Annotated in this window: 21 protein-coding genes; 9 read left to right on the top strand and 12 right to left on the bottom strand. The window is 70.8% G+C overall.

Features of this window, described 5'->3' with window-relative positions:
• Window positions 1–5: 5 nt before the first annotated feature.
• Together IE263_RS21650 and IE263_RS21655 are read right to left on the bottom strand one after the other, a co-directional pair.
• Window positions 6–914: a carbohydrate ABC transporter permease gene (locus IE263_RS21650; protein ID WP_189939132.1), complete on the bottom strand. Its 909-nt coding sequence runs from the start codon at window positions 912–914 to the stop codon at window positions 6–8.
• On the bottom strand, window positions 908–1,897 hold the full coding sequence (locus IE263_RS21655) for an ABC transporter permease (RefSeq protein WP_189939134.1): 990 nt from the start codon (window positions 1,895–1,897) through the stop codon (window positions 908–910). The genes IE263_RS21650 and IE263_RS21655 overlap by 7 nt, the downstream gene beginning before the upstream one ends.
• Window positions 1,898–2,178: 281 nt before the next feature.
• On the opposite strand from IE263_RS21655, the gene IE263_RS21660 reads away from it, so the two are divergent.
• Entirely contained in the window at window positions 2,179–3,168 is a 990-nt protein-coding gene (locus IE263_RS21660) for an acetylxylan esterase (RefSeq protein WP_189939135.1), read from the top strand.
• A 39-nt stretch (window positions 3,169–3,207) separates the two neighbouring features.
• On the opposite strand, the gene IE263_RS21665 is transcribed toward IE263_RS21660, so the two are convergent.
• From IE263_RS21665 to IE263_RS21680, 4 genes are all read right to left on the bottom strand, one after another.
• Window positions 3,208–4,911, bottom strand: coding sequence for a TlrC/CarA/OleB/SrmB family ABC-F type ribosomal protection protein (locus IE263_RS21665; RefSeq protein ID WP_189939137.1), 1,704 nt, complete (start codon window positions 4,909–4,911; stop codon window positions 3,208–3,210).
• 406 nt (window positions 4,912–5,317) lie between these two features.
• Window positions 5,318–6,394 carry a lytic polysaccharide monooxygenase auxiliary activity family 9 protein gene (locus IE263_RS21670; RefSeq protein ID WP_229911091.1) on the bottom strand — a complete coding sequence of 359 codons (1,077 nt, stop codon included), beginning with the start codon at window positions 6,392–6,394 and terminating at the stop codon, window positions 5,318–5,320.
• A gap of 592 nt (window positions 6,395–6,986) precedes the next feature.
• Window positions 6,987–7,304, bottom strand: a complete 318-nt coding sequence (locus IE263_RS21675) for a hypothetical protein (protein WP_189939139.1) — start codon at window positions 7,302–7,304, stop codon at window positions 6,987–6,989.
• 60 nt (window positions 7,305–7,364) lie between these two features.
• On the bottom strand, window positions 7,365–8,198 hold the full coding sequence (locus IE263_RS21680; RefSeq protein ID WP_189939141.1) for an NAD(P)H-binding protein: 834 nt from the start codon (window positions 8,196–8,198) through the stop codon (window positions 7,365–7,367).
• Window positions 8,199–8,284: 86 nt separating this feature from the next.
• Here IE263_RS21680 and IE263_RS21685 point away from each other — a divergent pair, with 86 nt between their 5' ends.
• The 5 genes from IE263_RS21685 to IE263_RS21705 all read left to right on the top strand — a co-directional run bounded on the left by IE263_RS21685 (window position 8,285) and on the right by IE263_RS21705 (window position 12,422).
• Complete coding sequence (locus IE263_RS21685; protein ID WP_189939143.1) at window positions 8,285–8,698, top strand: winged helix-turn-helix transcriptional regulator; 414 nt, start codon at window positions 8,285–8,287, stop codon at window positions 8,696–8,698.
• Window positions 8,699–8,918: 220 nt separating this feature from the next.
• Entirely contained in the window at window positions 8,919–9,257 is a 339-nt protein-coding gene (locus IE263_RS21690; RefSeq protein ID WP_189939145.1) for an antibiotic biosynthesis monooxygenase family protein, read from the top strand.
• Window positions 9,254–10,141, top strand: a complete 888-nt coding sequence (locus IE263_RS21695; RefSeq protein ID WP_189939147.1) for an NAD(P)-dependent oxidoreductase — start codon at window positions 9,254–9,256, stop codon at window positions 10,139–10,141. The genes IE263_RS21690 and IE263_RS21695 overlap by 4 nt, the downstream gene beginning before the upstream one ends.
• The gene (locus IE263_RS21700; RefSeq protein ID WP_189939149.1) at window positions 10,138–11,187 is read left to right on the top strand and encodes an amidohydrolase family protein; all 1,050 of its coding nucleotides are present in this window, start codon (window positions 10,138–10,140) and stop codon (window positions 11,185–11,187) included. The genes IE263_RS21695 and IE263_RS21700 overlap by 4 nt, the downstream gene beginning before the upstream one ends.
• Complete coding sequence (locus IE263_RS21705) at window positions 11,184–12,422, top strand: cytochrome P450 family protein (RefSeq protein WP_189939151.1); 1,239 nt, start codon at window positions 11,184–11,186, stop codon at window positions 12,420–12,422. The genes IE263_RS21700 and IE263_RS21705 overlap by 4 nt, the downstream gene beginning before the upstream one ends.
• 124 nt (window positions 12,423–12,546) lie before the next feature.
• Here IE263_RS21705 and IE263_RS21710 read toward each other — a convergent pair whose 3' ends face one another.
• From IE263_RS21710 to acnA, 3 genes are all read right to left on the bottom strand, one after another.
• Window positions 12,547–14,070: a sensor histidine kinase gene (locus IE263_RS21710; protein ID WP_189939153.1), complete on the bottom strand. Its 1,524-nt coding sequence runs from the start codon at window positions 14,068–14,070 to the stop codon at window positions 12,547–12,549.
• Window positions 14,067–14,246 (bottom strand): hypothetical protein, encoded by a 180-nt coding sequence (locus IE263_RS21715; RefSeq protein WP_189939155.1) that lies wholly within the window; start codon window positions 14,244–14,246, stop codon window positions 14,067–14,069. The genes IE263_RS21710 and IE263_RS21715 overlap by 4 nt, the downstream gene beginning before the upstream one ends.
• Before the next feature lie 146 nt (window positions 14,247–14,392).
• Window positions 14,393–17,110 (bottom strand): aconitate hydratase AcnA, encoded by a 2,718-nt coding sequence (acnA, locus tag IE263_RS21720; protein WP_189939157.1) that lies wholly within the window; start codon window positions 17,108–17,110, stop codon window positions 14,393–14,395.
• Between the two features lie 549 nt (window positions 17,111–17,659).
• Here acnA and IE263_RS21725 point away from each other — a divergent pair.
• Both IE263_RS21725 and IE263_RS21730 read left to right on the top strand, forming a co-directional pair.
• Window positions 17,660–17,860, top strand: coding sequence for a DUF4236 domain-containing protein (locus tag IE263_RS21725; protein ID WP_189939159.1), 201 nt, complete (start codon window positions 17,660–17,662; stop codon window positions 17,858–17,860).
• A gap of 64 nt (window positions 17,861–17,924) precedes the next feature.
• Window positions 17,925–19,454 carry a helix-turn-helix domain-containing protein gene (locus IE263_RS21730; protein ID WP_189939161.1) on the top strand — a complete coding sequence of 510 codons (1,530 nt, stop codon included), beginning with the start codon at window positions 17,925–17,927 and terminating at the stop codon, window positions 19,452–19,454.
• A 139-nt stretch (window positions 19,455–19,593) separates the two neighbouring features.
• On the opposite strand, the gene IE263_RS21735 is transcribed toward IE263_RS21730, so the two are convergent.
• Genes IE263_RS21735 through IE263_RS21745 form a run of 3 tightly spaced genes read right to left on the bottom strand, consistent with a single transcriptional unit; the run spans window position 19,594 to window position 21,960 of the window.
• Entirely contained in the window at window positions 19,594–20,577 is a 984-nt protein-coding gene (locus tag IE263_RS21735; RefSeq protein WP_189939163.1) for an SDR family oxidoreductase, read from the bottom strand.
• Window positions 20,547–20,759, bottom strand: a complete 213-nt coding sequence (locus IE263_RS21740) for a hypothetical protein (RefSeq protein ID WP_189939165.1) — start codon at window positions 20,757–20,759, stop codon at window positions 20,547–20,549. Before IE263_RS21740 ends, IE263_RS21735 begins: the two co-directional genes overlap by 31 nt.
• Window positions 20,760–20,766: 7 nt before the next feature.
• A complete protein-coding gene (locus tag IE263_RS21745) occupies window positions 20,767–21,960 on the bottom strand; it encodes a carboxylate-amine ligase (RefSeq protein ID WP_189939167.1) in 1,194 nt (397 codons plus the stop codon).
• Between the two features lie 207 nt (window positions 21,961–22,167).
• On the opposite strand from IE263_RS21745, the gene IE263_RS21750 reads away from it, so the two are divergent.
• Window positions 22,168–22,869, top strand: a complete 702-nt coding sequence (locus IE263_RS21750) for a CPBP family intramembrane glutamic endopeptidase (RefSeq protein WP_189939169.1) — start codon at window positions 22,168–22,170, stop codon at window positions 22,867–22,869.
• Window positions 22,870–22,953 lie beyond the last annotated feature (84 nt).

Genomic DNA, 22,953 nt, shown 5'->3' on the forward strand with positions numbered 1-22,953 from the left:
GGTTGTCAGCCCTTGACCGCGCCGAGCATCACGCCCGAGACGAAGTAGCGCTGGACGAACGGGTACACGCACAGGATCGGCAGCGAGGTGAGCACGATCGTGACCGCCTGGATGTTCGCCGCGACCTGGCTGCCCTGCTCGGTGGTGGCGCCCGCGTCGGTGGCGCCGGTGGCGCCCGCGATGAGGTTGCGCAGATAGACGGTGACCGGCATCAGATCGGCCCGGTCCATGTAGAGGAACGCCTGGAACCAGGAGTTCCAGAAGGACACCGAGTAGAAGAGCACCATCGTCGCGACGACCGCCTTGGACAGCGGCAGCACGATCCTGAGCAGGATGCCGTACGTGCTCAGTCCGTCGATCTCGGCGGCTTCCTCCAGCTCGGTCGGCAGGCTCTCGAAGAAGGCCTTCATCACCAGCAGGTTGAAGACGCTGATCGCGTTCGGCAGGGCGATCGCCCAGACGGAGTTCTTCAGGCCGAGGCTGGTGATCAGCACGTAGTGCGGGATCAGGCCGCCGGAGAAGAACATGGTGAACACGGCGATCCCGACGAGCACGTTGCGGCCCTTGAGGTGCTTCTTCGACAGGACGTACGCGTAACAGGTCGTCAGGACCATGGCCACGGCGGTCGACACGACGGTGTAGAGCACGGTGTTGCCGTAGCCGCGCCAGAAGGTGTCGTCCGTGAACACGATCCGGTACGTCGTGAGGTTGAACCCCTTGGGCCACAGCGTCACTTCACCGGCGCGGATCTGCCGTTCGCCGCTGAAGGAGCGGGCGATGATGTTGACGAAGGGGTAGAGGGTCACGACGACCACGCCGGTGAGGATCACGCCGTTGATCCCCTGGAAGACGCGGTAGCCGCGGGTCGGCTGGTTGACGGAGGTCCGCGGGCGCGTGTTCAGGATGCTCACCACAGGCTCGTCCCCACCGTGCGGCGCGACAGCTGGTTCGCGGAGGTGATCAGCACCAGGCCGATGACCGCCTCGAACAGCCCGATCGCGGCGGCGTAGCTGAAGCTGTTGGACTCGACGCCGGCCCGGTAGAGGTACGTGGAGACCACGTCGGCCGTCGGATACGTCAGCGGGTTGTACAGCAGCAGGATCTTCTCGAAGCCGACCGCCAGGAACGTGCCGATGTTGAGGATCAGCAGCGTGATCATGGTGGGGCGGATGCCGGGCAGGGTGACGTGCCAGATCTGCTTCCAGCGGTTGGCGCCGTCGATACGGGCGGCCTCGTAGAGGTCCTCGTCGATCGTGGTGAGTGCGGCGAGGTAGAGGATCGTGCCCCAGCCGGCGGTCTGCCAGATCTCCGAGCCGACGTAGATCGTGCGGAACCACTCGGGTTCCTGGATGAAGCGGACCGGGTCGTGGCCGAACCAGCCCAGCACATGGTTGACCGGCCCGTCCGTGGCGAGCATCTGCAGGGTGATGCCCGCGACGATCACGATCGACAGGAAGTGCGGAAGGTACGACACCGACTGCACGAACCGCTTGAGCGCGGTGCGGCGCACCTCGTTGAGCAGCAGCGCCAGCACGATCGGGACCGGGAAGCAGAAGACGAGCGTCAGCGCACCGAGCCACAGGGTGTTGCGGAAGACCTGCCAGAAGGTGGGGTCGGACAGGAACATCTCCACATACCGCAGCCCCACCCACTGCTCGCCCAGGATCGAACCTCCGGGCTCGAAGCGGCGGAAGGCGATCACATTGCCGATCATCGGCAGGTAGCGGAAGACCAGGAAGAACAGCAGCGGCAGCACGGCCAGCGAGTACAGCTGCCAGTCGCGGCGCAGCGCCCTGCGCCAGCCGCGCCGCGCGGGCGGGCGTACCGGGCCGTGCCGGGTCTTCGGCGGCGGTTCCTGGGTGCCGGGTGGTGGGGCCGACGTGGTGGAGGTGCTCATGCTCGGGCCTCCCGGGGCGTCCTGTGAAACGCTCGATCTCGAGACGCCCCAGCCTGGCGCGCCTCGAAAGTTTCGTGCCCTTACCGGTAACTCTGCGGCAACGTAAGGGCACACGGAAAGCGCTGTCAATGGGTGGTGCACGGCGGACTGCTGGGGCACGACAGGGCGTTGGATTCCTCGACGAGCGGGGTAGAACCGGTGGGTCGAGTGCTACCGTCCTCCGCAAATTTCTGGAGCACATACGCAACGATCGATCGCCCCCGACCTGCGAGGTGCCGCCCGTGCCCGCGTTCGACCTGCCGCTGCCCGAACTGGAACGTCACCGCCCCGACCCCGACGAGCCCGCCGACTTCGACGCGTTCTGGCGGGACACCCTGAAGGAGGCCGGCCAACACGACCCGCTGATCTCGGTCCGTCCCGTCGACACCGGCCTGCGTCTGACGGAGACCTGGGACGTGACCTTCCGCGGCTTCGCGGGCGATCCGGTACGGGCCTGGTTCAGCCGCCCCACGGGGACGCTCGAGCCCCTCCCCGCAGTCGTCGAGTACGCCGGCTACGGCCGCGGCCGCGGCCTCCCCCACGAACGGCTGACCTGGGTGAACGCCGGCTACGCCCACCTGCTGATGGACAACCGCGGCCAGGGCGACCAGTACGGCAACGGCGGCGCCACCCCCGACCCGCACGCCACCGCCCCCGGCGGCCCCGGCCCCGCCGTCCGCGGCCTGCTCTCCCCGCACGACTACCACTACCGCCGCCTGATCACGGACGCCGTACGCGCGGTGACCGCGGTCCGCGCGCTACCGGGCGTGGACGGGGCACGGATCGCCGCCGCCGGCAACAGCCAGGGCGGTGGCCTCGCCCTGGCCGTCGCGGGACTCGTCCCGGACCTGGCGGCGGCCCTGATCACCGCCCCGCTGCTGTGCGGCATCCGCCGCGCCCTGGACCTCACCGACGCGGGCCCCTACGGCGAGATCGCCACCTACCTCTCCGTCCACCGAGGCACCGAACAGCCCGCGTACCGCACCCTCTCCTACGTCGAGGGCATCTCCTTCGCCCGCCGCGCCCACGCCCCGGCCCACTTCGGCACCGGCCTGCGCGACACGGTCTGTCCGCCCAGCGGGGCGTACGCGGCGTTCAACCGGTACGGGGAGTTGAGGGGTGGAGGTGTGCGGAAGGAGATGCACGCGTATCCGTACAACGGGCACGAGGGGGGCGAGGGGGAGCAGGTGCGGCGGCAACTCGGCTGGCTGCACGAGGCGTTGGCGTCCTGAGGGCACGCCCCGACGGTGTGCACCCCCTTCCCTCCCGCTTCACCGCGCTCCGGCGACCGCCCCCTCCCGCAGTTCCAGCCGCGTGCCGGTGAACCGCTCCCGCATGCGGCGGTCGTGGGTGACCAGCACCAGGGCGCCCGTGTAGTCGGCCAGGGCCGCCTCCAGGTCCTCGACGAGCGCCGGCGAGAGATGGTTGGTGGGCTCGTCCAGCAGGAGCAGGTCCATCGGTTCGCCGACCAGCCGGGCGAGCTCGATGCGCCGCCGCTGCCCGTACGACAACTCCCCCACCCGGCGTCGCAGATCCTCCGGCTCGAACAGGCCGAACGACAGCAGCCGGTCGGCGTGCTCGTCCCGGTCGCCCGGACGGCCGAGGGCGAAGGCCTCCAGTACGGTCAGTCCGGGTGACCAGGGCGTCTCCTCCTGCCGGAGGTGCCCCACCCGGCCGGAGACGCTCACCGTGCCCGCGTCCGGCCGCAGTTCACCGGCGAGGACCCTCAACAGGGTGCTCTTGCCGGCCCCGTTGGGGCCGGTGATCAGCAGCCGCTCCCCCGGGCCGACTCGCAGCTCCGGCAGGTGCAGCCGGCCGTCCACGACGAGGCCGTCCAGCCGCACGGCCGGCGCTCCGTCCGGTGTGCCGCTCGCCGTGGCGATACGGGCCGTGAAGGTCAGCGGGTCCGGCGGCGGGGCCACCGGGTCCGCGGTGAGCCGCTCGACCCGTTCCTTGGCGTTGCGGATCCGGCTCATCGCACCGTGCGCCCGCCCCCGCATACGGAAGCCGCCGTGCCCGAAGCAGGCCTTCGCCATCTTGCGCGGGATGGCCTCCAGACGCACGACGTTGGACTCGGCCAGCTGACGGCTGCGGTCGAGTTCGGCGCGCCACTCGTCGTACCGCTGCTGCCGTCGCCGGCGTTCGGCGGCCTTGGCGGCGAGGTAGCCGGCATAGCCGTTGCCGTGGCGGGTGACGCGGCCGGCGTCGACCTCCAGGACCGTGGTGGTGAGGCGTTCCAGGAACACGCGGTCGTGGGTGACCGCGACGACGGTGCCGCGGTGGGCCCGCAGGTGCTCCTCCAGCCAGTGGACGGCGCGGTCGTCGAGGTCGTTGGTCGGCTCGTCGAGCAGCAGCAGCTCCGGCCGGGACGCCAGTGTCGCGGCCAGCGCCAGCCGTGAGCGTTCGCCGCCGGAGAGGGTGCCCAGCCGGCGGTCCCGGGCCAGGCCCGGCAGCCCGAGACCGTGCAGCGCCGCCTCGACGCGGGCGTCGGCCCCGTAGCCGTCGCGGGCCTCGTACTGTTCGGTCAGCCGCGCGTACGCGGCGAGCGCGGCCTCCAGCTCCGCGCCCTCGGGCACCTCGGCGAGCGCGGCCTCGGCCCGCCGCAGCTCCGCCTCGAGCGCCCGCAGCTCCGCCAGCGCCAGGTCGACGGCGTCCTGGACGGTGGCCTCGGCGGGCAGGCCGAGGGTCTGGGCGAGATACCCGGTGCCGCCGGGCGCGGCCACGATCACCTCACCCGCGTCGGGCCGCTCCTCACCGGCGAGGAGACGGAGCAGCGTGGACTTCCCGGCCCCGTTGTCGCCGACGACGCCGGCTTTCTCGCCGGGGGCGAGGCTGAGGGAGATCTGGTCGAGCACGGTGCGGTCGTCGTAGCGCTTGGTGACGGCGTGCAGGGAGAGCTGGGAGGAGTGGGAGGAGGGTGAGGTGGACGGAGAGAACGAGCGTGAAGGTGACGGCGACTGATGTGGCGCACGCATGCGAAAGCCCCTGTTCTCGGCACATGCCGATGAAACGGATTCAAGGAGGAATCGACGCCACGACGGCGGAGCTTCGGGCTCGGCGCACTCAGTGCACGGACACAATGCACGCACTCAATGCGTGGACTGAAAGCACTGATGGAAAGCACGGATCAACACACGTGCTCAATGCCGGAGCCGAGCTCTACACGGTCGTGGAGGGGCTGTCACAGAGTTCCCATGCGGGTAAACGTACGTGAGCGCCCGAGAGGCTGGCCACACGTTTTCGGCCGACAAGGGGGCTGATCCCAGCCGATCACCGACAAGGGGTGCCCGTACCGCCCCACTCCCCCTTGAGACCGTCCGGCTCGCGGACCCGGTGGGCCAGGGCTCACCGCCCACCGGGTCCGCCCAGAGCGGTCGCGGCTCAACCGACCCTGCAGGGAAGGCTCGTGGTGCTGTCACCGCCGGAACCGGAGACGACATACCCGAACGTCGCGCTCTGGCCCGGACTCAACGAGCCGTTCCAGTTGGCGTTGTGGACCATCACCGCCTGCCCGTTGTAGGTGGCGTTGCCGTTCCACAGGCTGTCGACCTTCTGGCCGGCGGGCAGGGTCCAGTCGACCATCCAGCCGAGCATCGGGACATCGCCGGAGTTGGTGACGGTCACCTCGGACTGGTAGCCGCCGTTCCAGCTCCCGGTCGTCCTGCGGGTGGCCGTGCAGGTGCCGGGGACGGGCTCGTTCGGGTTGCCCGGCTCGTGAATGCCCGTCACCTCGCCGTTGCCGCCGTCGAAGACGACGTCGGAGCAGGAGTAGAAGGTCTCCTGGCTGTCGGAGCGCTGCCAGACCATGTAGATGATGTGGCGCCCGGACTTGTTGTCGGGGAGCTTGCCGGACCAGGAGTAGTTGGCCTCGACGGTACCCGGGCTGCCGTTGAGCGGCGGGTGGTCGACACTGAGGAAGGGCCGGTCCTCCATGTCGTCCCAGGTGAGGGTCTTGGTCGGGTCGAAGCCGTCCTTCGTGATGTACACGTAGAACCAACCCGGGTGGGCCGCCCAGGCGTTGTAGGAGAAGTCGACCGTCGCGCCCGAGGTGAGGTGGGTGAGCGGCCAGTCGCTGCGCGGGGCGTTGAAGCCGGTGAAGTTGGTGTTCCCGCCGCTGCACAACTGCCCGTCGGGCACGAAGCCCCGGGTGCGGCCGGCGCCGTCGGAGCGCAGCACCGAGAACCAGTTGTAGAACGGCGTGGTCCCGCTGACCTGCTGGGCGTTCCTGCAGGCCGGATTGATGGGCTTGATCTCACCGGTGTCGGTCAGACCGTCCTGCCAGCACAGGAAGGTGCGGCTGCCGGGCTTCATGGGCGTGCCGTGAGCCTCGGCCTCGCCGCCGGTCGTGACGATCAGGCCGATGGCGGGGATGGTGGCCAGGAGGGAGAGGAGGACGAGGAGGAGGGCTCGGGTGCGTAACCCTGCCCTCTTTTTTGTCGCGATCATGACAGCTCGCATGAGGGAGTCCGTCCTTTCTTGTACGGACTGTGCGGGTATGGGGTTGTCCCGGCAGTGCGGGGGACCGGGTGGTGCGAAGTGAGCGCCGGCGGCGCGGAGATGGGGGTGTGCAGACGGGTGGGCCGCACTGCGGGGTGCGGGTGGCGCGGCGGTGGGGTGCGGGCGCGTGAAGCGGGAGCGGTCCCGGGGTGGGTTCCGGTCCACCTGGTATGGGAGCGCTCCCACCCCACCTGAGGCGGAAGGTAGCGCCGCGGGGCGTACTTGTAAACGGGCGTGTACGGAGCTGTTGTGAGCGGGTGACGCGGGGGGGGAGGCCTGGTCGGCTCAACCCGGAGCCGTCGTCGGCCCTTGGATCACCGCCGCCCCTCCCCCGAGCTCAGACCTTCCGCCTCGCTCAGGTCCTCGACCTCCCCCTGCGGATAACTGGTGGCCGCCCGGTACACGCTTCTGTACCTTCCCCCCATGACCGACAACCGAAGGGGCAATGCCGCGTAGGCGCCCATCAGCCCTACGGGGCGAGCTCCCCGTCCGCGGCGCGAGGCCGCGACGACACCCGTCCATCGACCGCCTGTCAGGATCCTGCACGGCCGATCTACGCCGCCTCGAACGCGCCCGCTTCTGGCCGGAGGCCACGGCGGAAGCGTTCCTGCAGTGGAAGACCCTTGCCCACGGCCCGCTCAGGCGGATCGCGGACCCGGCGACAGCGCAGCGATGCGGCATCCCCGGCTGTTGCGACATGGGCCACTTCCGCGATCACCTCGAAGCCGTACTGCACGCCCTGCCCAAGAAGAGCGCACGCGAGCTGCGCGCCCTTGTGTCGGCTCTCGATGACAAGATCTTGACGAGGGCAAGGGTCATCCAGGTCGACCACCTCGGCGTGCCGTGGTGGCGAGACCAGTTGTAGGCCCACGGGCGGCGCTTCTCCCGCCTCCGACCGGGCGCGGTCGCAGCGAACTCCCGTGCCCCGAGATCACCTTCGCGGCCCGGGGGGCTGTGCGAGAGCCGCCGCGAGGGCGGAACGGGGTGCGCGGCCCAGCAGTCGGCGCAGGTCGCCTCCGGTGCGTGACATGAATCCGGCGGCGATGGCGGAGCAGGTGCCCACCAGCATCGGCACCTGGAACGGCTCGGCACCGGAAGCGGCGATGCGCGCGCGGGCCTGGGTGAGGGTCTCCGGCTCATAGGTGACATGTGGTCCGTGTGCATGCGCCAGGTCGGTGCCGCCGATGGTCTGCTCGCCGACGAGTTCGTAGACGCGCCCCGCATGGGTGGAGGCCTCCACACCCACACGTGCCGCGGCGTCGGCCAGATCCGCGCGCGCGACGGCGGCCAGGCGGCCTTCGCCGAGCGGGGCGGTGATCCGCCCGTCCGCCGACGGCGCCGCGAGCCAGGCCAGCAGCTCCGCGTAGAGGCCGTTGCGCAGGATCGTCCAGTCCATGGTGCTCTCCTGGAGCCGACGCTCGGTCCAGCGGTGCGGCAGGGCGTAGGGGAGGTGATCGCCGTCGGCGGTCAGACTCGTGTAGACGACATGCCCCACACCGGCCTTCTCCGCAGCGTCGACGGCGGCGCCGTGCCGGGCCATGACGGTGTCGTCCTCGCCGTAGCCTGCGGAGATCATCAGCAGCACATCCACGCCTTCGAAGCCCTTGATGAGGGTCCGGGGATCGTCGAAGTCGATGCGGCGCGCGGGCAGCGGAGCCCGGGACCGCTGAGGATCGCGGGTTCCCAGGACGGTGTCGTGACGGCCGGCCAGCCGCTCGGCGATCAGCGTGCCCAGGGCGCCGGTTGCTCCGGTGACCAGGATCATCAGGGTCTCCCCGTTCCGGTAGGTTCTCTTCGGTAACCGGGATCATCCTGCGGGTTCGGCACCAGGGAGCGTAAGGAGGCACTTCCATGTCAGTGGGGCACACGGAGGTAACCATCGAACCCGTCGTCAGCTGCGGAGAGGAGCACGAGGACTGCGGGATCCGCGACGTGCTGGACCGGATCGGGGACAAGTGGTCGGTCCTGGTCGTGGTGGAACTGGCCCAGGGCGTACGGCGTTTCCGGCAGTTGCAACGTGCCGTGCCCGGTATCTCGCAGCGGATGCTGACGCTCACCGTGCGCCGGCTGGAACGGGACGGGCTGATCTCCCGGACCGTGTACCCGACGGTGCCTCCGCAGGTCGAGTACGAGCTCACCACGATGGGCCACAGCCTCACCCATCTGGTGAAAGCCCTCGCCGACTGGTCGGCGGAACACCGCGACGCCATCGCGCGAGCACGCCGGCACTGGGATGCCGAACATCCCGACTCCGGGATCCGCTGAAACCAGCGGGCTTCTCCGACACCCCGCTGAAACCAGGGGGCTTCTCCGACACCCCTCTCAGCCCCGAAACGAAACCCCCCATCACTCACCCGAACAGTCCAACAACACAGCGTGAACCCCTTGTCCTGACTGGGCCGTCCCCCATTCGGAGTTGCGTCCGCATGGGGGCCATGAGTCGGTAGGAAACGTGTCCTGCCGGATCTCACCTTCAGGAGGAGATATGGGCACCAAGCAGAACGGCCGTTCGGCCGAGAAGCTGTGCGTCGTCTTCACGGTCCGTGTGGTCGAGGGCGGCGAGCAGGGGTTCCTGGATCTGTATGACCAGATGCGGAAGTCCGTCGCCCGCACCCCCGGCCACATCGTCGAGCGGCTGGGCGAACCCGTGGACGACTCCCGTCAGTGGGTGATCACCAGCGAGTGGGAGACGCCGGAGCACTTCTTCGCCTGGCAGCAGAGCGAGGAGCATCGCGCGATGGTGGCCCCGCTGCGGCAGTGGGTCGACTCGACGCAGTCGCTGCGGTTCCGGGTCGTCAAGGAGACCGCGGGGGTGGCGTCATGACGCGTGCGACCAACGGCCCCGTCGCCGTACTCGGTCTGGGCAGGATGGGCACCGGTCTGGCCACCTGCCTCCTCGACCAGGGGATCCAGGTTCGGGTCTGGAACCGTAGCGCGGAACGGGCCGCACCGCTCGCCGAGAGGGGCGCCTTCGCGGCGGCCCACCCCTGCGACGCCGTCGAGGGGACAACGGCCGCCCTGTGCACCGTCGACGACGGCGAAGCCCTCGGCGCGGTGCTGCGCGGCCCGGACGGTGTGCTGGCCAGGGGCCCGTACCCCGGTGTCCTGATCTGCGCCAGCACCGTCGCCCCCGAGGAGGTCGTCGAGATCGCCGGGGACCTCCCGTCGGTCCTGGACGTCGGCATGCTCGGCAACCGCGACCACGCCCGCGACGGCGAACTGCGACTGTTCGTCGGCGGCGAGAAGCGGGTGTTCGAGTCCGTCCGGCCGCTGCTGGAGACGCTGGGCAAGGAGGTCGTCCATCTGGGCGCACTCGGGTCCGGCATGCGGATGAAGCTGCTCCTCAACCTGCTGATGGGTGTGGAGGTGCAGGCCATGGCCGAGGCCACCGAGCTGGCGGCCGCCTGTGGACTCGAACGGCAGCAGGTGCTCAAGACGATCGCGGGCAGCGGCTTCGCCTCGCCCGTCATGGCGTTCAAGTCCAGACGGCTGGCCTCCGGCCGCTTCGACGAGCCGGACTTCAAGCTGCGGCTGATGGCCAAAGACCTCATGCTCGCTTCCAAGCAGGCAGCGTCGGTCGGCCTCAACCTGCCGCTGGCGGCCGCCGCGGCCGAGACCCACGTCCGCGCCACCGAGCAGGGACTGGGCGACGAGGACTGTGCCGCGGTCGTCCGCGCACTCACACCGAACCCGGGAAGCGACACATGATCATCGACATCCACGGGCACCTGTCCCCACCGGAGGCGGCCGAACGCTTCCCCATGCCCCCGAGCCTGACCGACGTCGACGGCATGCTCGCCGCTCGCGCACAGGCCGGGATCGACCTCACCATCATCGGCAGCCCCGTCGGCGCCGGCGCGATGGCGCGGGTCCCGGGCGTCGACAACTACGCGCAACCCCGTGACCGGCTGCGCGGTTTCCACGCCTGGATGTCAGGCCTGATCGCCAAGTTCCCGGACCAGTTGCGCGGGTACGTGTACGCCAACCCGTTCGGTGACGACGATCACCTGGAAGGGGTGCGGGAGACCCTGGCGGACCCCGCCTTCGTCGGCCTGATCACCACGTCCAGCGTCCACGGGGAGCTGCTCGGCTCCCCGCGTGCCGACTCCTTCTTCGCGCTGGCCGCGGAGGCGGGGGTGCCGGTCCTGGTGCACGCCCCGGCCGAACCGGTCGGCACGGAACGGGTCGACGAGATCGGCTTCGTCGAGCAGATCGGCCGGTTCGGCGACCTCACCATCGGCATGGCCATGATCGCGTTCGCGGGATGGCTGGAGAAGTACCCCGGTCTACGGCTGATCGGCGCGACCGGCGGCGGCGCGATGGCGCTGCTGCCGGAGCGCCTGCAGACGGCGGCGCGCCCCCGGCACTGGGCCGGGGGCGCCCCGCCCGCCGGCCGGCCTACGGCACCGGCCTCCGCGGCCGGCGCGAAGGCGCCGGGTTCCGCCCCGCCGTCGGCCGAGGCTCCTGCGGCGGCGAAGGCTCCGCCGGCCGACCGGGCCCCGGCGGCCGACCCGATCGCCGCGCTCCGGCGCATGTACGTCGACACGAGCCCGTTCAGCCAGGCGCACCTGAGCCTCAACGCGGAGGTGCTGGGGCCCGAACGGATGCTGTTCGGCACCGACTCGCCGCCGATGGCCGCGCCGTTGGAGGACTTCGTGCGCATGATCGAGAAGCTGCCGGTCGACAAGGCGGCCCAGCAGCGCATCCTCGGCGGCAACGCAGAGGACCTCTTCGACCTGAGGAGTCGTCCGTGACCACCACGCAGGACGCGGTCACCGCGGCCGAACGGTGCACCCCGGAGTACCGGCGCGACCCGCACGCGGTCTACGCCCAGCTCCGGGGGACGGCGCCGGTCTGCCCCCTGAGACCGCCGCACGGCAACGAGACGTACCTGATCACCCGGTACGAGGACGCGCGGACCGCCCTGTCGGATCCGCGGCTGAGCAAGGACATGTACGGGGCCATCGACGCCTACCGGAGGATCTTCGGTGACTCGTCCGTGGCGCTGGACGACAACATGCTCAACTCCGACCCGCCCAAGCACACCCGGCTGCGCAAGCTGGTGAACTCCGCGTTCACTCCGCGACGCGTGGAGGCTCTGCGGCCGCGGGTCCAGGGCATCGTCCGGACGCTGATCGACGAGTGCCCGACCCGGGAGCCCTTCGACCTGCTGCCCGCGTTCGCGTTCCCGCTGCCGATCATCGTGATCTGTGAACTGCTCGGTGTGCCGCCGCAGGAGCGGTCGCGGATGCAGCACCTGTCCACCACGGTGGCGCAGGCCGGCTTCAGCGAGGAGTCCAAGCGGGCCCAGCAGCAGGCCGAGGAGGATCTGCACGCGTACTTCACGGACCTCACCACGGCCAAGCGCGACCGCCCGGGTGACGACCTGATGAGCGCGCTGACCGCGGTGCGGGACAACGACGGCGGGCTCAGCGAGCACGAGCTGGTCTCCACGGCGTTCCTGCTGATGTTCGCGGGTCACAAGACGACCGCGTACGCCATCGGCAACGCCGTCCATCACCTCCTGACGCATCCCGCGCAGCTGCGCGCCGTGCGGGAGAAGCCGGAGCTGGTGGGTCCTGCGGTCGAGGAGGTGCTGCGCTACGACGGCTCCGTGGAGAGCTCGACGTTCCGCTACGCGACCGAGGACGTGGAGTACGCCGGGACGCGTATCCCGAAGGGCGCCCTGGTCCAGATCGCGCTCAGTTCGGCCAACCGCGATCCGCAGAAGTTCGACGACCCGGACGCGTTCGACGTGACGCGGGGCAGCGCCCAGAACGCCCATCTCGGGTTCGGGCACGGACCTCACTACTGCCTGGGTGCCCCGCTGGCCCGGCTGGAGATGGAGTCGGCCCTCACCGGCCTGTTCGGCCGGTTCCCGAGGATGACGCTGGCCGACCCCGCGGGCGAGCCACGGTGGATGGAGGTCCCCTTCCCGGCCTTCCGCGGCCTCGCTGAGCTGCCGGTCGTGCTCGATCCCGCCGGGTGACCGACGGCGGGACGGGCCGAGGGGCGCGGAGGCCGTACGGCGGCTTCCGCGCCCCCCGTTCGGCTCAGTCCCTGGAGCAGTAGACCGGGGAACTGCCTGCCATCCGGGCACGCACAGCGAGCACTCACCCCACCGAAGCCCGCGCCCCCCACGTCAACGTGTCCACCCCGCTCTCCCCCACCAGCGGCAGCTCGACCACGAACTCCGTGCACCCCAGCTCGCTCCGCACGTCGATCCGTCCCCCGTGCGCCGCCGTGATCGCGGAGGCGATGGCGAGGCCGAGGCCCGAGCCGGCGCCCGGGATCGCGCGGCTGCGGGAGGTGTCCGCGCGGGTGAAGCGTTCGAAGACCCTGGGGAGGAGGTCGGGCGGGATGCCGGGACCGTCGTCGCGGACGCGGAGGGCGCACAGCCCGTCCCTGGCCTCGACCACCGTCACCACCCGCGTGCCCACAGGCGTGTGCACACGCGCGTTGGCCAACAGGTTGGCCACCACCTGGTGGAGGCGTGCCTCGTCACCGAGGACCAGCGGCTGGGTGTCCAGGCGCAGCTCCAGCTGCCAGTCGTGGTCGCCGGCCGCGGCCCGCGCCGCCCACACCGCCTCCGTGACCAGCGCCACGAGGTCTACTTCGGAGGACTCCAGCGGCCGGCCCTCGTCCAGGCGGGCCAGTAGCAGCAGATCCTCGACCAGGCCCGTCATGCGCGCCGACTCCGCGGTCACCCGCCGCCAGGCCAGGTCCGGCTCGATGCGGTCCGTGCCGCGGTTCATCAGTTCCGCGTAGCCGGCGATCGAGGCGAGCGGGGTGCGCAGTTCGTGGCTGGCGTCGGCGAGGAAGCGGCGCATGCGTTCCTCGCTGCGCAGGACCCGCTCCTCGCTGCGCCGGAGGGCGGCGCGTGCGGACTCGACGTGGTCGATCATGCGGTTGAGGGCGGCGCCGACCTGTCCGGCCTCGCTGCCGGGATCGGTGTCGCGCTCCGCCACCCGGGTCAGGCCGGTCACCTCGCCGTGGGACAGGGGCGCCCGGGACACCTCGACCGCGGTGGCGGCGACCCGGCCGAGGGGACGCAGGTGCCGTCGTATCACCACGGCGCACGCGCAGCCGGCGACGGTCAGGCCCGCGGCCGCGACCGCCGCCTCGACCAGCACCAGGCCGTCGAGCATGTCCTGGACGTCGCCCGTCGGGAGGCCGGTGAGGACGCGGACGCCGTCGTTGTCGAGCGCGGTGACGCGGTAGGTGCCGAGGCCGGGGACCGTGCGGGTGTGCAGGGAGCCGTCGGGGTCGATGCCGGAGAGGACGGCGGTCTGGGCCGGGCTCAGGTTCCGGGGCGGTGCGTCCTGGCCGACCGTCGCCGCCGCGAGGACCGTGCCGTCGGCGTCGAGGCGGGCGGCGAGCATCCCGGCGGGGTGGCCGCTGTCGTCGAGGAAGGTGAGGTCCCTGCCAAGGTCCGGGTGGAGCGAGGCTCGGCCCAGGCTGCGCTCGGCGGCGTGGGTGACCCGGTCGTCGAGTCTGCCCAGCAGATAGGCCCGCTGGGCGAAGACGGTGGTGAGCGCCATCGCGGCGCATACGGCGACGAGGGTGACGCCGACGAGGAGCGGAAGGCGCGAGCGCAGGGAACGCCCCCACGGCCGCCGCCGCAGCCGGAGGCTCATCTCCCCGCCTCCACCGGCCGGACGGCGTACCCCGGCCCACGCACGCCGTGGATCATCCGCACCCGGGCCCGGTCGGTCTTGCGGCGCGGGCCGGAGAGCACTTCGGTGAGCGCGGGTTCGCCGTCGACGACGCATACGCGTACGCGGCCGGTTCGGGACACGGAGGTGCCAGTCATGTCCCGATCCTGTCCCGGCCGGCTGAGGGAGCCCTGTGTTCCACCTGAGGGTGGGTGATGACCCCGGACGAACACGGCGAAGGGCCGCACCCCCGTCACCGGGGATGCGGCCCTCAACAGCCCTGGGGAGCTGCGTACTCGACCGCTTACTTGCGGATCAGGCTGCGCAGCACGTACTGCATGATGCCGCCGTTGCGGTAGTAGTCGGCCTCACCGGGGGTGTCGATGCGGACGACCGCGTCGAACTCGACGCCCGTGTCGGTGGTGACCTTCACCGTGCGCGGCGTGGTGCCCTCGTTGAGCTCGGTGACGCCGGAGAGGGAGAAGGTCTCCTCGCCGGTCAGACCGAGGGACTCGGCGGTGGAGCCCTCCGGGAACTGCAGCGGGAGGACGCCCATGCCGATGAGGTTCGAGCGGTGGATGCGCTCGTACGACTCGGCGATGACGGCCTTCACGCCGAGGAGCGCGGTGCCCTTGGCCGCCCAGTCGCGGGACGAGCCGGAGCCGTACTCCTTGCCGGCCAGGACGACCAGCGGGATGCCCTGCTCGATGTAGTTGCGCGAGGCGTCGTAGATGAAGGAGACCGGGCCGCCCTCCTGCGTGAAGTCACGCGTGTAGCCGCCCTCGGTGCCCGGCGCGATCTGGTTGCGCAGGCGGATGTTGGCGAAGGTGCCGCGGATCATGACCTCGTGGTTGCCTCGACGGGAACCGTACGAGTTGAAGTCGCGACGCTCGACGCCGTGCTCGGTGAGGTACTTGCCGGCCGGGGTGTCGGCCTTGATGGCGCCGGCCGGGGAGATGTGGTCGGTGGTGACCGAGTCGCCCAGCTTGGCGAGCACGCGGGCACCGGTGATGTCGGTGACCGGGGACGGCTCGTGGGCCATGCCCTCGAAGTACGGGGGCTTGCGGACGTACGTCGACTGCGGGTCCCACTCGAAGGTGTTGCCGGTCGGGATCGGCAGCGCCTGCCACTGGGCGTCGCCCGCGAAGACGTCGGAGTAGGACTTGTTGAACATGTCCTCGCCGATGGCGTTGGCCACGACGTCGTTGACCTCGGCCTCGGAGGGCCAGATGTCCTTCAGGTAGACCGGGTTGCCGTCCTGGTCGGTGCCCAGGGCGTCCTTGGTGATGTCCACCTTCATGGAGCCCGCGATGGCGTACGCGACGACCAGCGGCGGGGACGCCAGGTAGTTCATCTTGACGTCGGGGTTGATACGGCCCTCGAAGTTCCGGTTGCCGGAGAGGACCGAGGTGACCGCGAGGTCGTGGTCGTTGACGGCCTTGGAGACCTCCTCCGGCAGCGGGCCGGAGTTGCCGATGCAGGTGGTGCAGCCGTAGCCGACGAGGTTGAAGCCGACCTTGTCGAGGTACGGCGTCAGGCCCGCCTTGTCGAAGTAGTCGGTGACGACCTTCGAACCCGGGGCGAGGGTGGTCTTGACCCACGGCTTGCGGGTCAGGCCCTTCTCCACGGCCTTCTTCGCGACGAGCGCGGCGGCGACCATGACGTACGGGTTGGAGGTGTTGGTGCAGGAGGTGATGGCCGCGACCGTCACCGCGCCGTGGTCCAGCTCGTAGGTGGTGCCGTCCGGGGCGGTGACCGGGACCGGGTTGGACGGGGCGCCGTTGGGCGCGACGGCCGGGGAGTCGGAGGCCGGGAAGGACTCCTGGCCGGCCTCGTCCACGCTGTCGACATAGTTGCGGACGTCCGTCTTGAACTGCTCGGCGGCGTTCGCGAGGACGATGCGGTCCTGCGGGCGCTTCGGGCCGGCGATGGACGGGACGACCGTCGACAGGTCCAGCTCGAGCTTCTCGGAGAAGTCCGGCTCGGCCTTCGGGTCCAGCCAGAGGCCCTGCTGCTTGGCGTACGCCTCGACGAGCGCGAGCTGCTGCTCCGAACGGCCGGTCAGCTTCAGGTACTTGATCGTCTCGTCGTCGATCGGGAAGATCGCGGCGGTGGAGCCGAACTCCGGCGACATGTTGCCGATGGTGGCGCGGTTGGCGAGCGAGGTGGCGGCCACGCCCTCGCCGTAGAACTCGACGAACTTGCCGACGACGCCGTGCTTGCGGAGCATCTCGGTGATGGTCAGCACCAGGTCGGTGGCGGTGGTGCCGGGCTTCAGCTCACCGGTCAGCTTGAAGCCGACGACGCGCGGGATGAGCATCGAGACCGGCTGGCCGAGCATCGCGGCCTCGGCCTCGATGCCGCCGACGCCCCAGCCGAGGACGCCGAGGCCGTTGACCATGGTGGTGTGGGAGTCGGTGCCCACGAGGGTGTCGGGGTAGGCCTGCCCGTTGCGCACCATGACCGTCCGGGCCAGGTGCTCGATGTTCACCTGGTGGACGATGCCGGTGCCCGGCGGGACGACCTTGAACTCGTCGAAGGCGGTCTGGCCCCAGCGCAGGAACTGGTAGCGCTCCTTGTTGCGGCCGTACTCCAGCTCGACGTTCTGCGCGAAGGCGTCGTTGGTGCCGAACTTGTCGGCGATGACGGAGTGGTCGATGACCAGCTCGGCCGGGGCCAGCGGGTTGATCTTCGCCGGGTCGCCACCGAGCTCCTTGACGGCCTCACGCATGGTGGCGAGGTCGACGACACAGGGAACGCCGGTGAAGTCCTGCATGATCACGCGGGCCGGAGTGAACTGGATCTCCTGGGAGGGCTGGGCCTGCGAGTCCCAGTTGCCGAGGGCGCGGATGTGGTCGGCGGTGATGTTCGCGCCGTCCTCCGTGCGGAGCAGGTTCTCCAGCAGGACCTTGAGGCTGTACGGCAGCCGGGCCGAGCCCTCCACCTTGTCCAGCCGGAAGATCTCGTACGACTCGTCGCCCACCTGCAGCGTGCTGCGGGCGTCGAAGCTGTTCGCCGACACGACAGTCTCCTTCATTGATGTGCGCGTACCACCGCATCCTGCCGCCACGCGAGCTTGGCCGATCCGCTAAGGTAAGGCTAAGTTAGGTAACCCTTACTGCCAGACCCGGTGATACGTGCGGCCGCGGTACGCCCCGGCAGATATCTCGATGTCGAGATAACTCTAGTACATGGGGGCTGGTTGGTCATGCCCCGGCCCGCCGGGCCCTGGCCCCGCCGAGGTCGGCGCGGTGATCATCCGGCTGAAACGGCACCGCACTCCGACACCGGGACGCCCTCCCCCGGCTGCACCGGGAGGGCGAAGTCGTCGACACCGGGCCGCTCACACCGGCCGAGGTCGCGCCGCGCATCGCACAGGCCGCGTGACCGCCGGGCTCGCGCCGAGGCGGGCCGCACTCCGCGGCGGGTCAAGGCGCCCGCCCGCGGGAGCCGTTGACACCGAGGTGACGGCGAGCCGGCTGCCGCGCGCCGCCATGAGCCGGCCGAGGCGGGGTAGACGAGAGCGGACGGGACATTCCCCGAGCACCAGCCGACCGAAGAAGGAGGCCCGATGCCCCTCACCTTCCGCAAGAGCTTCCGGATCCTGCCCGGCGTGCGCCTGAACATCAACCGGCGCTCCTGGTCCATCACCACCGGCGGCGGCAGGCACGGACCGCGGCACACCCACAGCAGCACCGGACGTCGTACGACGTCGGTGGATCTGCCCGGACCTTTCGGATGGCGTCGTACGCGGAGTGCCAGGCGTCGTTGACGGGCCATCACCCGAACGGACCCCCCAAGAGGTGCCATCTCATATCTGAGATAACCTCAACCCCATGGCAGACGACTACCTCGTACGCATCGGCAGGCTCATCCGTGACGCCCGGCAGCACCGGGGCTGGACACAGGCGCAGCTGGCCGAGGCGCTCGGAACCAGCCAGAGTGCCGTCAACCGCATCGAGCGCGGCAACCAGAACATCAGCCTTGAGATGATCGCTCGAATCGGTGAAGCCCTGGACAGTGAGATCGTCTCGCTGGGGTACGCGGGGCCGATGCATCTGCGCGTCGTGGGCGGCCGGCGGCTGTCCGGCGCCATCGACGTGAAGACGAGCAAGAACGCGTGCGTGGCCCTGCTGTGCGCCTCGCTGCTCAACCAGGGGCGCACGGTGCTGCGCCGGGTCGCCCGCATCGAGGAGGTCTACCGCCTCCTGGAGGTGCTGAACTCGATCGGCGTGCGCACACGCTGGATCAACGGCGGCATCGACCTGGAGATCGTGCCGCCGGCCGAACTGGACATGGCGGCGATCGACGCCGAGGCCGCCGTCCGTACGCGGTCGATCATCATGTTCTTCGGTCCGCTGCTGCACCGCATGAACCACTTCAAGCTGCCGTACGCCGGCGGCTGCGACCTCGGGACGCGGACCATCGAGCCGCACATGATCGCGCTGCGCCGGTTCGGGCTGGACATCGCCGCGACGGAGGGGCAGTACCACGCCCGGGTCGACCGGGCGATCCGCCCGGGCCGCCCGATCGTACTGACCGAGCGCGGGGACACCGTCACCGAGAACGCGCTGCTGGCCGCCGCCCGGCACGACGGCGTCACGGTCATCCGCAACGCCTCCTCCAACTACATGGTCCAGGACCTGTGCTTCTTCCTGGAGGCGCTCGGCGTCAAGGTCGAGGGCATCGGCACCACCACGCTCACCGTGCACGGCGTGCCGCACATCGACGTCGACGTGGACTACTCCCCCTCCGAGGACCCGGTCGAGGCGATGAGCCTGCTGGCCGCCGCCGTCGTCACGGAGTCGGAACTGACGGTGCGCCGGGTGCCGATCGAGTTCCTGGAGATCGAGCTGGCCGTGCTGGAGGAGATGGGCCTCGACCACGACCGGACGCCGGAGTACTTCGCCGACAACGGCCGGACGCGCCTGGTGGACCTGACCGTGCGGCCCTCCAAGCTGGAGGCGCCGATCGACAAGATCCACCCGATGCCGTTCCCCGGCCTGAACATCGACAACGTGCCGTTCTTCGCGGCCATCGCGGCCGTCGCGCAGGGCAAGACCCTCATCCACGACTGGGTCTACGACAACCGCGCCATCTACCTCACCGACCTCAACCGCCTGGGCGGCCGCCTCCAACTCCTCGACCCGCACCGTGTGCTGGTGGAGGGCCCGACCCGCTGGCGCGCCGCCGAGATGATGTGCCCGCCGGCCCTGCGGCCCGCGGTGGTCGTCCTGCTGGCGATGATGGCGGCGGACGGCACGTCCGTCCTGCGCAACGTGTACGTCATCAACCGGGGGTACGAGGACCTGGCCGAGCGGTTGAACTCGATCGGGGCGCAGATCGAGATCTTCCGGGACATCTGACTCGCGGACGCCGCCGCACCTCATGCGACCTGCGCAGGTGCAGGTCTGGAGCAGGTACGTACCAGGGGTGGCGCCGACGGTCTTCCGACCACCGCCTGGGACGGTACGGCCGGCCCGGCGGGCCGGCCGTACCGATGGGTCAGGGGGCAGGTGTGCGCATCAGCCGACGGGCCCCCGCGGCGGCGCCCGCCAGGGCGGCAGCCGTTCCCAGCCGGCGCACGGCGGTGTGCCGGCGCCCGCCCCAGCCGCCGTGGGCCGCGCCCGTGCCGGGCGTGGGAACGTGCAGGTTGCCCTGGGTCGCCGGGGCAGGCTCCTTGCGAGACAGATGGGTCCTGTCGACCTGACGGGCCATCATGCGCTCGGTCATGCCCGGAGCCATCCGGGACTCCAGCACCATGGAGCGGCCCGTCGGGCCGACCACCACCTCCCGGCGCGGCACCCGTACCAGGTCCACGATGGCGTGGGCCACCCGCTCGGGGGAGTACACCGGCGGCATGGCCACCGCCTTGCGTCCGGTGTAGTTCGCGGCGTGCTCGAAGAACGGCGTGTCGATGGTGGCCGGCAGCACCGTGCAGACGTGGACGCCCTTCACGCCTTCCAGCGCCAGCTCCTGGCGCAGGCCGGCGCCGAGGGCCCGGACGGCGTGCTGGGACATGCCGTAGGCGTGGCTGTAGGGCTGGCTGACCACCCCGACGACCGAGGAGACGTTGACCAGCGTCCCGTGGTCCTGCTCCCGCATGACCCGCAGCGCGGCGCGGGCACCGTGGACGTATCCCATGACGTTGACGTCCAGGACCTTGCGGAAGTCCTCCAGCGGAACCTCCTCGAAGGACCCGAAGACGGTCACGGCGGCAGCGTTGACCCACACGTCGATCCGGCCGAAGCGCTCCACCGCCCGCCGAGCGAGGTCCTCGACCGCTCCGGCATCGGTGACGTCGGTCGGTACGGCCAGGGCCCGCGCGCCGCGACGCCTCTCGCAGTCCCGCGCGGCCGCCTGAAGCGCCTCCGCCCGACGTGCCGCCAGTACCACCGCGCAGCCCTTCCGGGCGAACGCCTCGGCCGTGACGCGCCCGATACCGCTGGACGCCCCGGTCACCACCACCACACGATCGCGCACTCGCATACCGCGACCTCCTCACCTGCGACCTCACCCGCACCGGATGAGCAGTGGACTCCCCTCGGGACGGCGAGTACCCGGCAACCGACGGTGCGCATCATGACCGCCGCCGACGCGGGGCGGACGCGCAGGTTCTGTTCCGTCCGGTCCGCGGCGACCCGGCCGGACAGTCGCTGGTTGTCACGCACGGGCACGTCAGCGTCCGATGGCCTCCGGCGCCCCGGGGCCGACGGAGCGGCCTGCCCCGCCGGCGCCGGAGGACGGGACGTTCCTGCGGCCGGCCGCCGCCGACCCGCGGTGCCTGCGTTCGCCGCGGGTCTCGGCGATCAGCATGTCGACACAGGCCAGCAGATCCTCTTCGTGTGCGATACGGCGCATGCGCCGGGCGGCGCTGCCGTCGATGAGGGCCGCCTTCGCCAGCGTCCGGACGGTCTGCCAGTCTCCGTGGGCCTCGAGCGCGGGACGCAGTCGCAGGAGCAGCTTGCGGACGACCTGCGGAGCGGAGGCCTCCCGGCGGGTCTCGGGGTCCACCAGGGTGCCTTCGAGGCCGGACCGAGCGGCCCGCCATGAGGCGCCGCGCAGCCACTCGTGCCGCCCCTCGCACGCCGGCGCACGGCCCGCCCGAAGCCCCTCTCGGGCCCCGGTCACCAGGGCGCGGAACAGTCCGGCGATGAGCACGACGGTCTCCGCCCGTGGGCAGGCGTCGCAGATGCGCAGTTCCAGCGTCTGCAGATGCGCGGAGGGGCGTACGTCGTAGTAGATCATCCCCGCGTCGCTGATGATCCCGGCCCGGACGAGGTCGCGTACCGCGGTGTCGTACTCGGCCGCGTTCGAGAAGCAGCCGGCCGGGCCGGCGGTGGGCCAACGCTGCCACAGCATGGTGCGCCAGCTCGCGTACCCGGTGTCGGACCCCTGCCAGTACGGCGAGCTGGCGGAGACCGCCAGGAGCACGGGCAGCCAGGGAGAGACCGCGCACATCACCCGGACCGCCGTGTCGCGGTCGGGTACGTCCACATGGACCTGGGCGCCGCAGATGAGCTGCTCGTCGGCGACCCTGCGGTACTCCTCGGTCATGTGGCGGTAGCGCGCGTCGGCGGTGGGGGGCGCGAAGACCGCGGGCGCCAGCGGTGCCGTCCCCGCGGCCACCACCGCCAGCCCCAGCGAGGAGGCTACCGCGTCGAGCCGCCGTCGCGTTCTGGTGAGGTCTGCGTACAGGTCGTCCAGGGACGTGTGCACCCCGCTGTTCGACTCCACGGTGGACTGGTGCAGTTCGGTCGTGAAGGTCCGCCGGGGAAGCCGTCGCAGGACCGGATCGGCGCGCGGCACGAGCAGCCCGCTCTCCACCTCCAGAACGTGGAACTCCTCTTCCACTCCGATACGAACGCTCACGCTCACTCCTAGAGGTCATGTCGGACGCCCGTCCGCCCCAGGGGTACGGCCCTTCACCGGCGGCTGCGGCGGCGTGTGGTGACCCCCGAGTTCCCAGGACACCGGCGCGGAAGCACAGCGACGCCCATGTGGCGTGGGCACCCCTCAGATGAGCAGACTCAGCGTCTCGCGACACCGGGGGCGTCGACGGGGGAACCTGGACTCAGGATGCGGATCGTCTGTGTCGTTGCCGTCCTGGCCGCCGTGAACCTGCTCAACAACTGGCTCGCGCGTGGCCCCTACGCGTACGTGCTCATCTGTGTGACCGCCACGGCCGTCCTTCTGCTGATCGCCCGCTGGGACGGTCTCACCCGGGCCGATCTGGGGCTCGACGCGGCGGGGGTGCGCCAGGGGCTGCGGTGGCTGCCCGTCCTGGCCGGTGCTGTCCTCGTCGTCCTCCTGGCCCTCCTCGCCTTCCCGGCCGGCCGGGAAGCCTTCCGCGATGCCAGGGCTCTCGACCTGTCCGTGGGGCAGTTGCTGTGGCGGGTGCTGGTGCGGGTGCCGTTCGGCACCGTGCTGCTGGAGGAGACGGCCTTCCGCGGTGTGCTGTGGGCCATGATCCGGCGCCGGCGCGGAACGGCGTGGGCCACCACCGTCTCCTCGCTGCTGTTCGGACTGTGGCACCTGCTGCCCTCTCGCGGGCTGGGCCGCTCCAACGCCGCCGTCGCGACGGTCTTCGGCAGCGGCTCGGCGGACGTGACGCCGATCGTCATGGGTGCCGTCGTGGCCATGGTCGCCGCCGGGGTGGTGCTGTGCGAGCTGCGGCGCCGCTCCGGCAGCCTGCTGGCGCCCGCGGCACTGCACTGGGCGATCAACGGTTTCGGCTACGCGCTGGCCTGGGCGACACCCCGGTGGTGGCCCTCGGCCTGAACCTCCGGCAGCCGGTCCACGGCACCCGAGGCAGCGCGGACGAGATGGCGTGCGTGACGACGGCCGCGATGTCCTCGCCGGGCG

It is taken from the genome of Streptomyces aurantiogriseus, from assembly GCF_014649375.1.
In the GTDB taxonomy this organism is placed as follows: domain Bacteria; phylum Actinomycetota; class Actinomycetes; order Streptomycetales; family Streptomycetaceae; genus Streptomyces; species Streptomyces aurantiogriseus.

Bases quoted from the DNA above. Each gene is read 5' to 3' on its own strand.
- IE263_RS21655 (WP_189939134.1), bottom strand. From the start codon at position 1,897: ATGAGCACCTCCACCACGTCGGCCCCACCACCCGGCACCCAGGAACCG.
- IE263_RS21665 (WP_189939137.1), bottom strand. From the start codon at position 4,911: ATGCGTGCGCCACATCAGTCGCCGTCACCTTCACGCTCGTTCTCTCCG.
- IE263_RS21670 (WP_229911091.1), bottom strand. From the start codon at position 6,394: ATGCGAGCTGTCATGATCGCGACAAAAAAGAGGGCAGGGTTACGCACC.
- IE263_RS21680 (WP_189939141.1), bottom strand. From the start codon at position 8,198: ATGATCCTGGTCACCGGAGCAACCGGCGCCCTGGGCACGCTGATCGCC.
- IE263_RS21685 (WP_189939143.1), top strand. From the start codon at position 8,285: ATGTCAGTGGGGCACACGGAGGTAACCATCGAACCCGTCGTCAGCTGC.
- IE263_RS21690 (WP_189939145.1), top strand. From the start codon at position 8,919: ATGGGCACCAAGCAGAACGGCCGTTCGGCCGAGAAGCTGTGCGTCGTC.
- IE263_RS21695 (WP_189939147.1), top strand. From the start codon at position 9,254: ATGACGCGTGCGACCAACGGCCCCGTCGCCGTACTCGGTCTGGGCAGG.
- IE263_RS21700 (WP_189939149.1), top strand. From the start codon at position 10,138: ATGATCATCGACATCCACGGGCACCTGTCCCCACCGGAGGCGGCCGAA.
- IE263_RS21710 (WP_189939153.1), bottom strand. From the start codon at position 14,070: ATGAGCCTCCGGCTGCGGCGGCGGCCGTGGGGGCGTTCCCTGCGCTCG.
- IE263_RS21715 (WP_189939155.1), bottom strand. From the start codon at position 14,246: ATGACTGGCACCTCCGTGTCCCGAACCGGCCGCGTACGCGTATGCGTC.
- IE263_RS21725 (WP_189939159.1), top strand. From the start codon at position 17,660: ATGCCCCTCACCTTCCGCAAGAGCTTCCGGATCCTGCCCGGCGTGCGC.
- IE263_RS21730 (WP_189939161.1), top strand. From the start codon at position 17,925: ATGGCAGACGACTACCTCGTACGCATCGGCAGGCTCATCCGTGACGCC.
- IE263_RS21735 (WP_189939163.1), bottom strand. From the start codon at position 20,577: ATGCGAGTGCGCGATCGTGTGGTGGTGGTGACCGGGGCGTCCAGCGGT.
- IE263_RS21750 (WP_189939169.1), top strand. From the start codon at position 22,168: ATGCGGATCGTCTGTGTCGTTGCCGTCCTGGCCGCCGTGAACCTGCTC.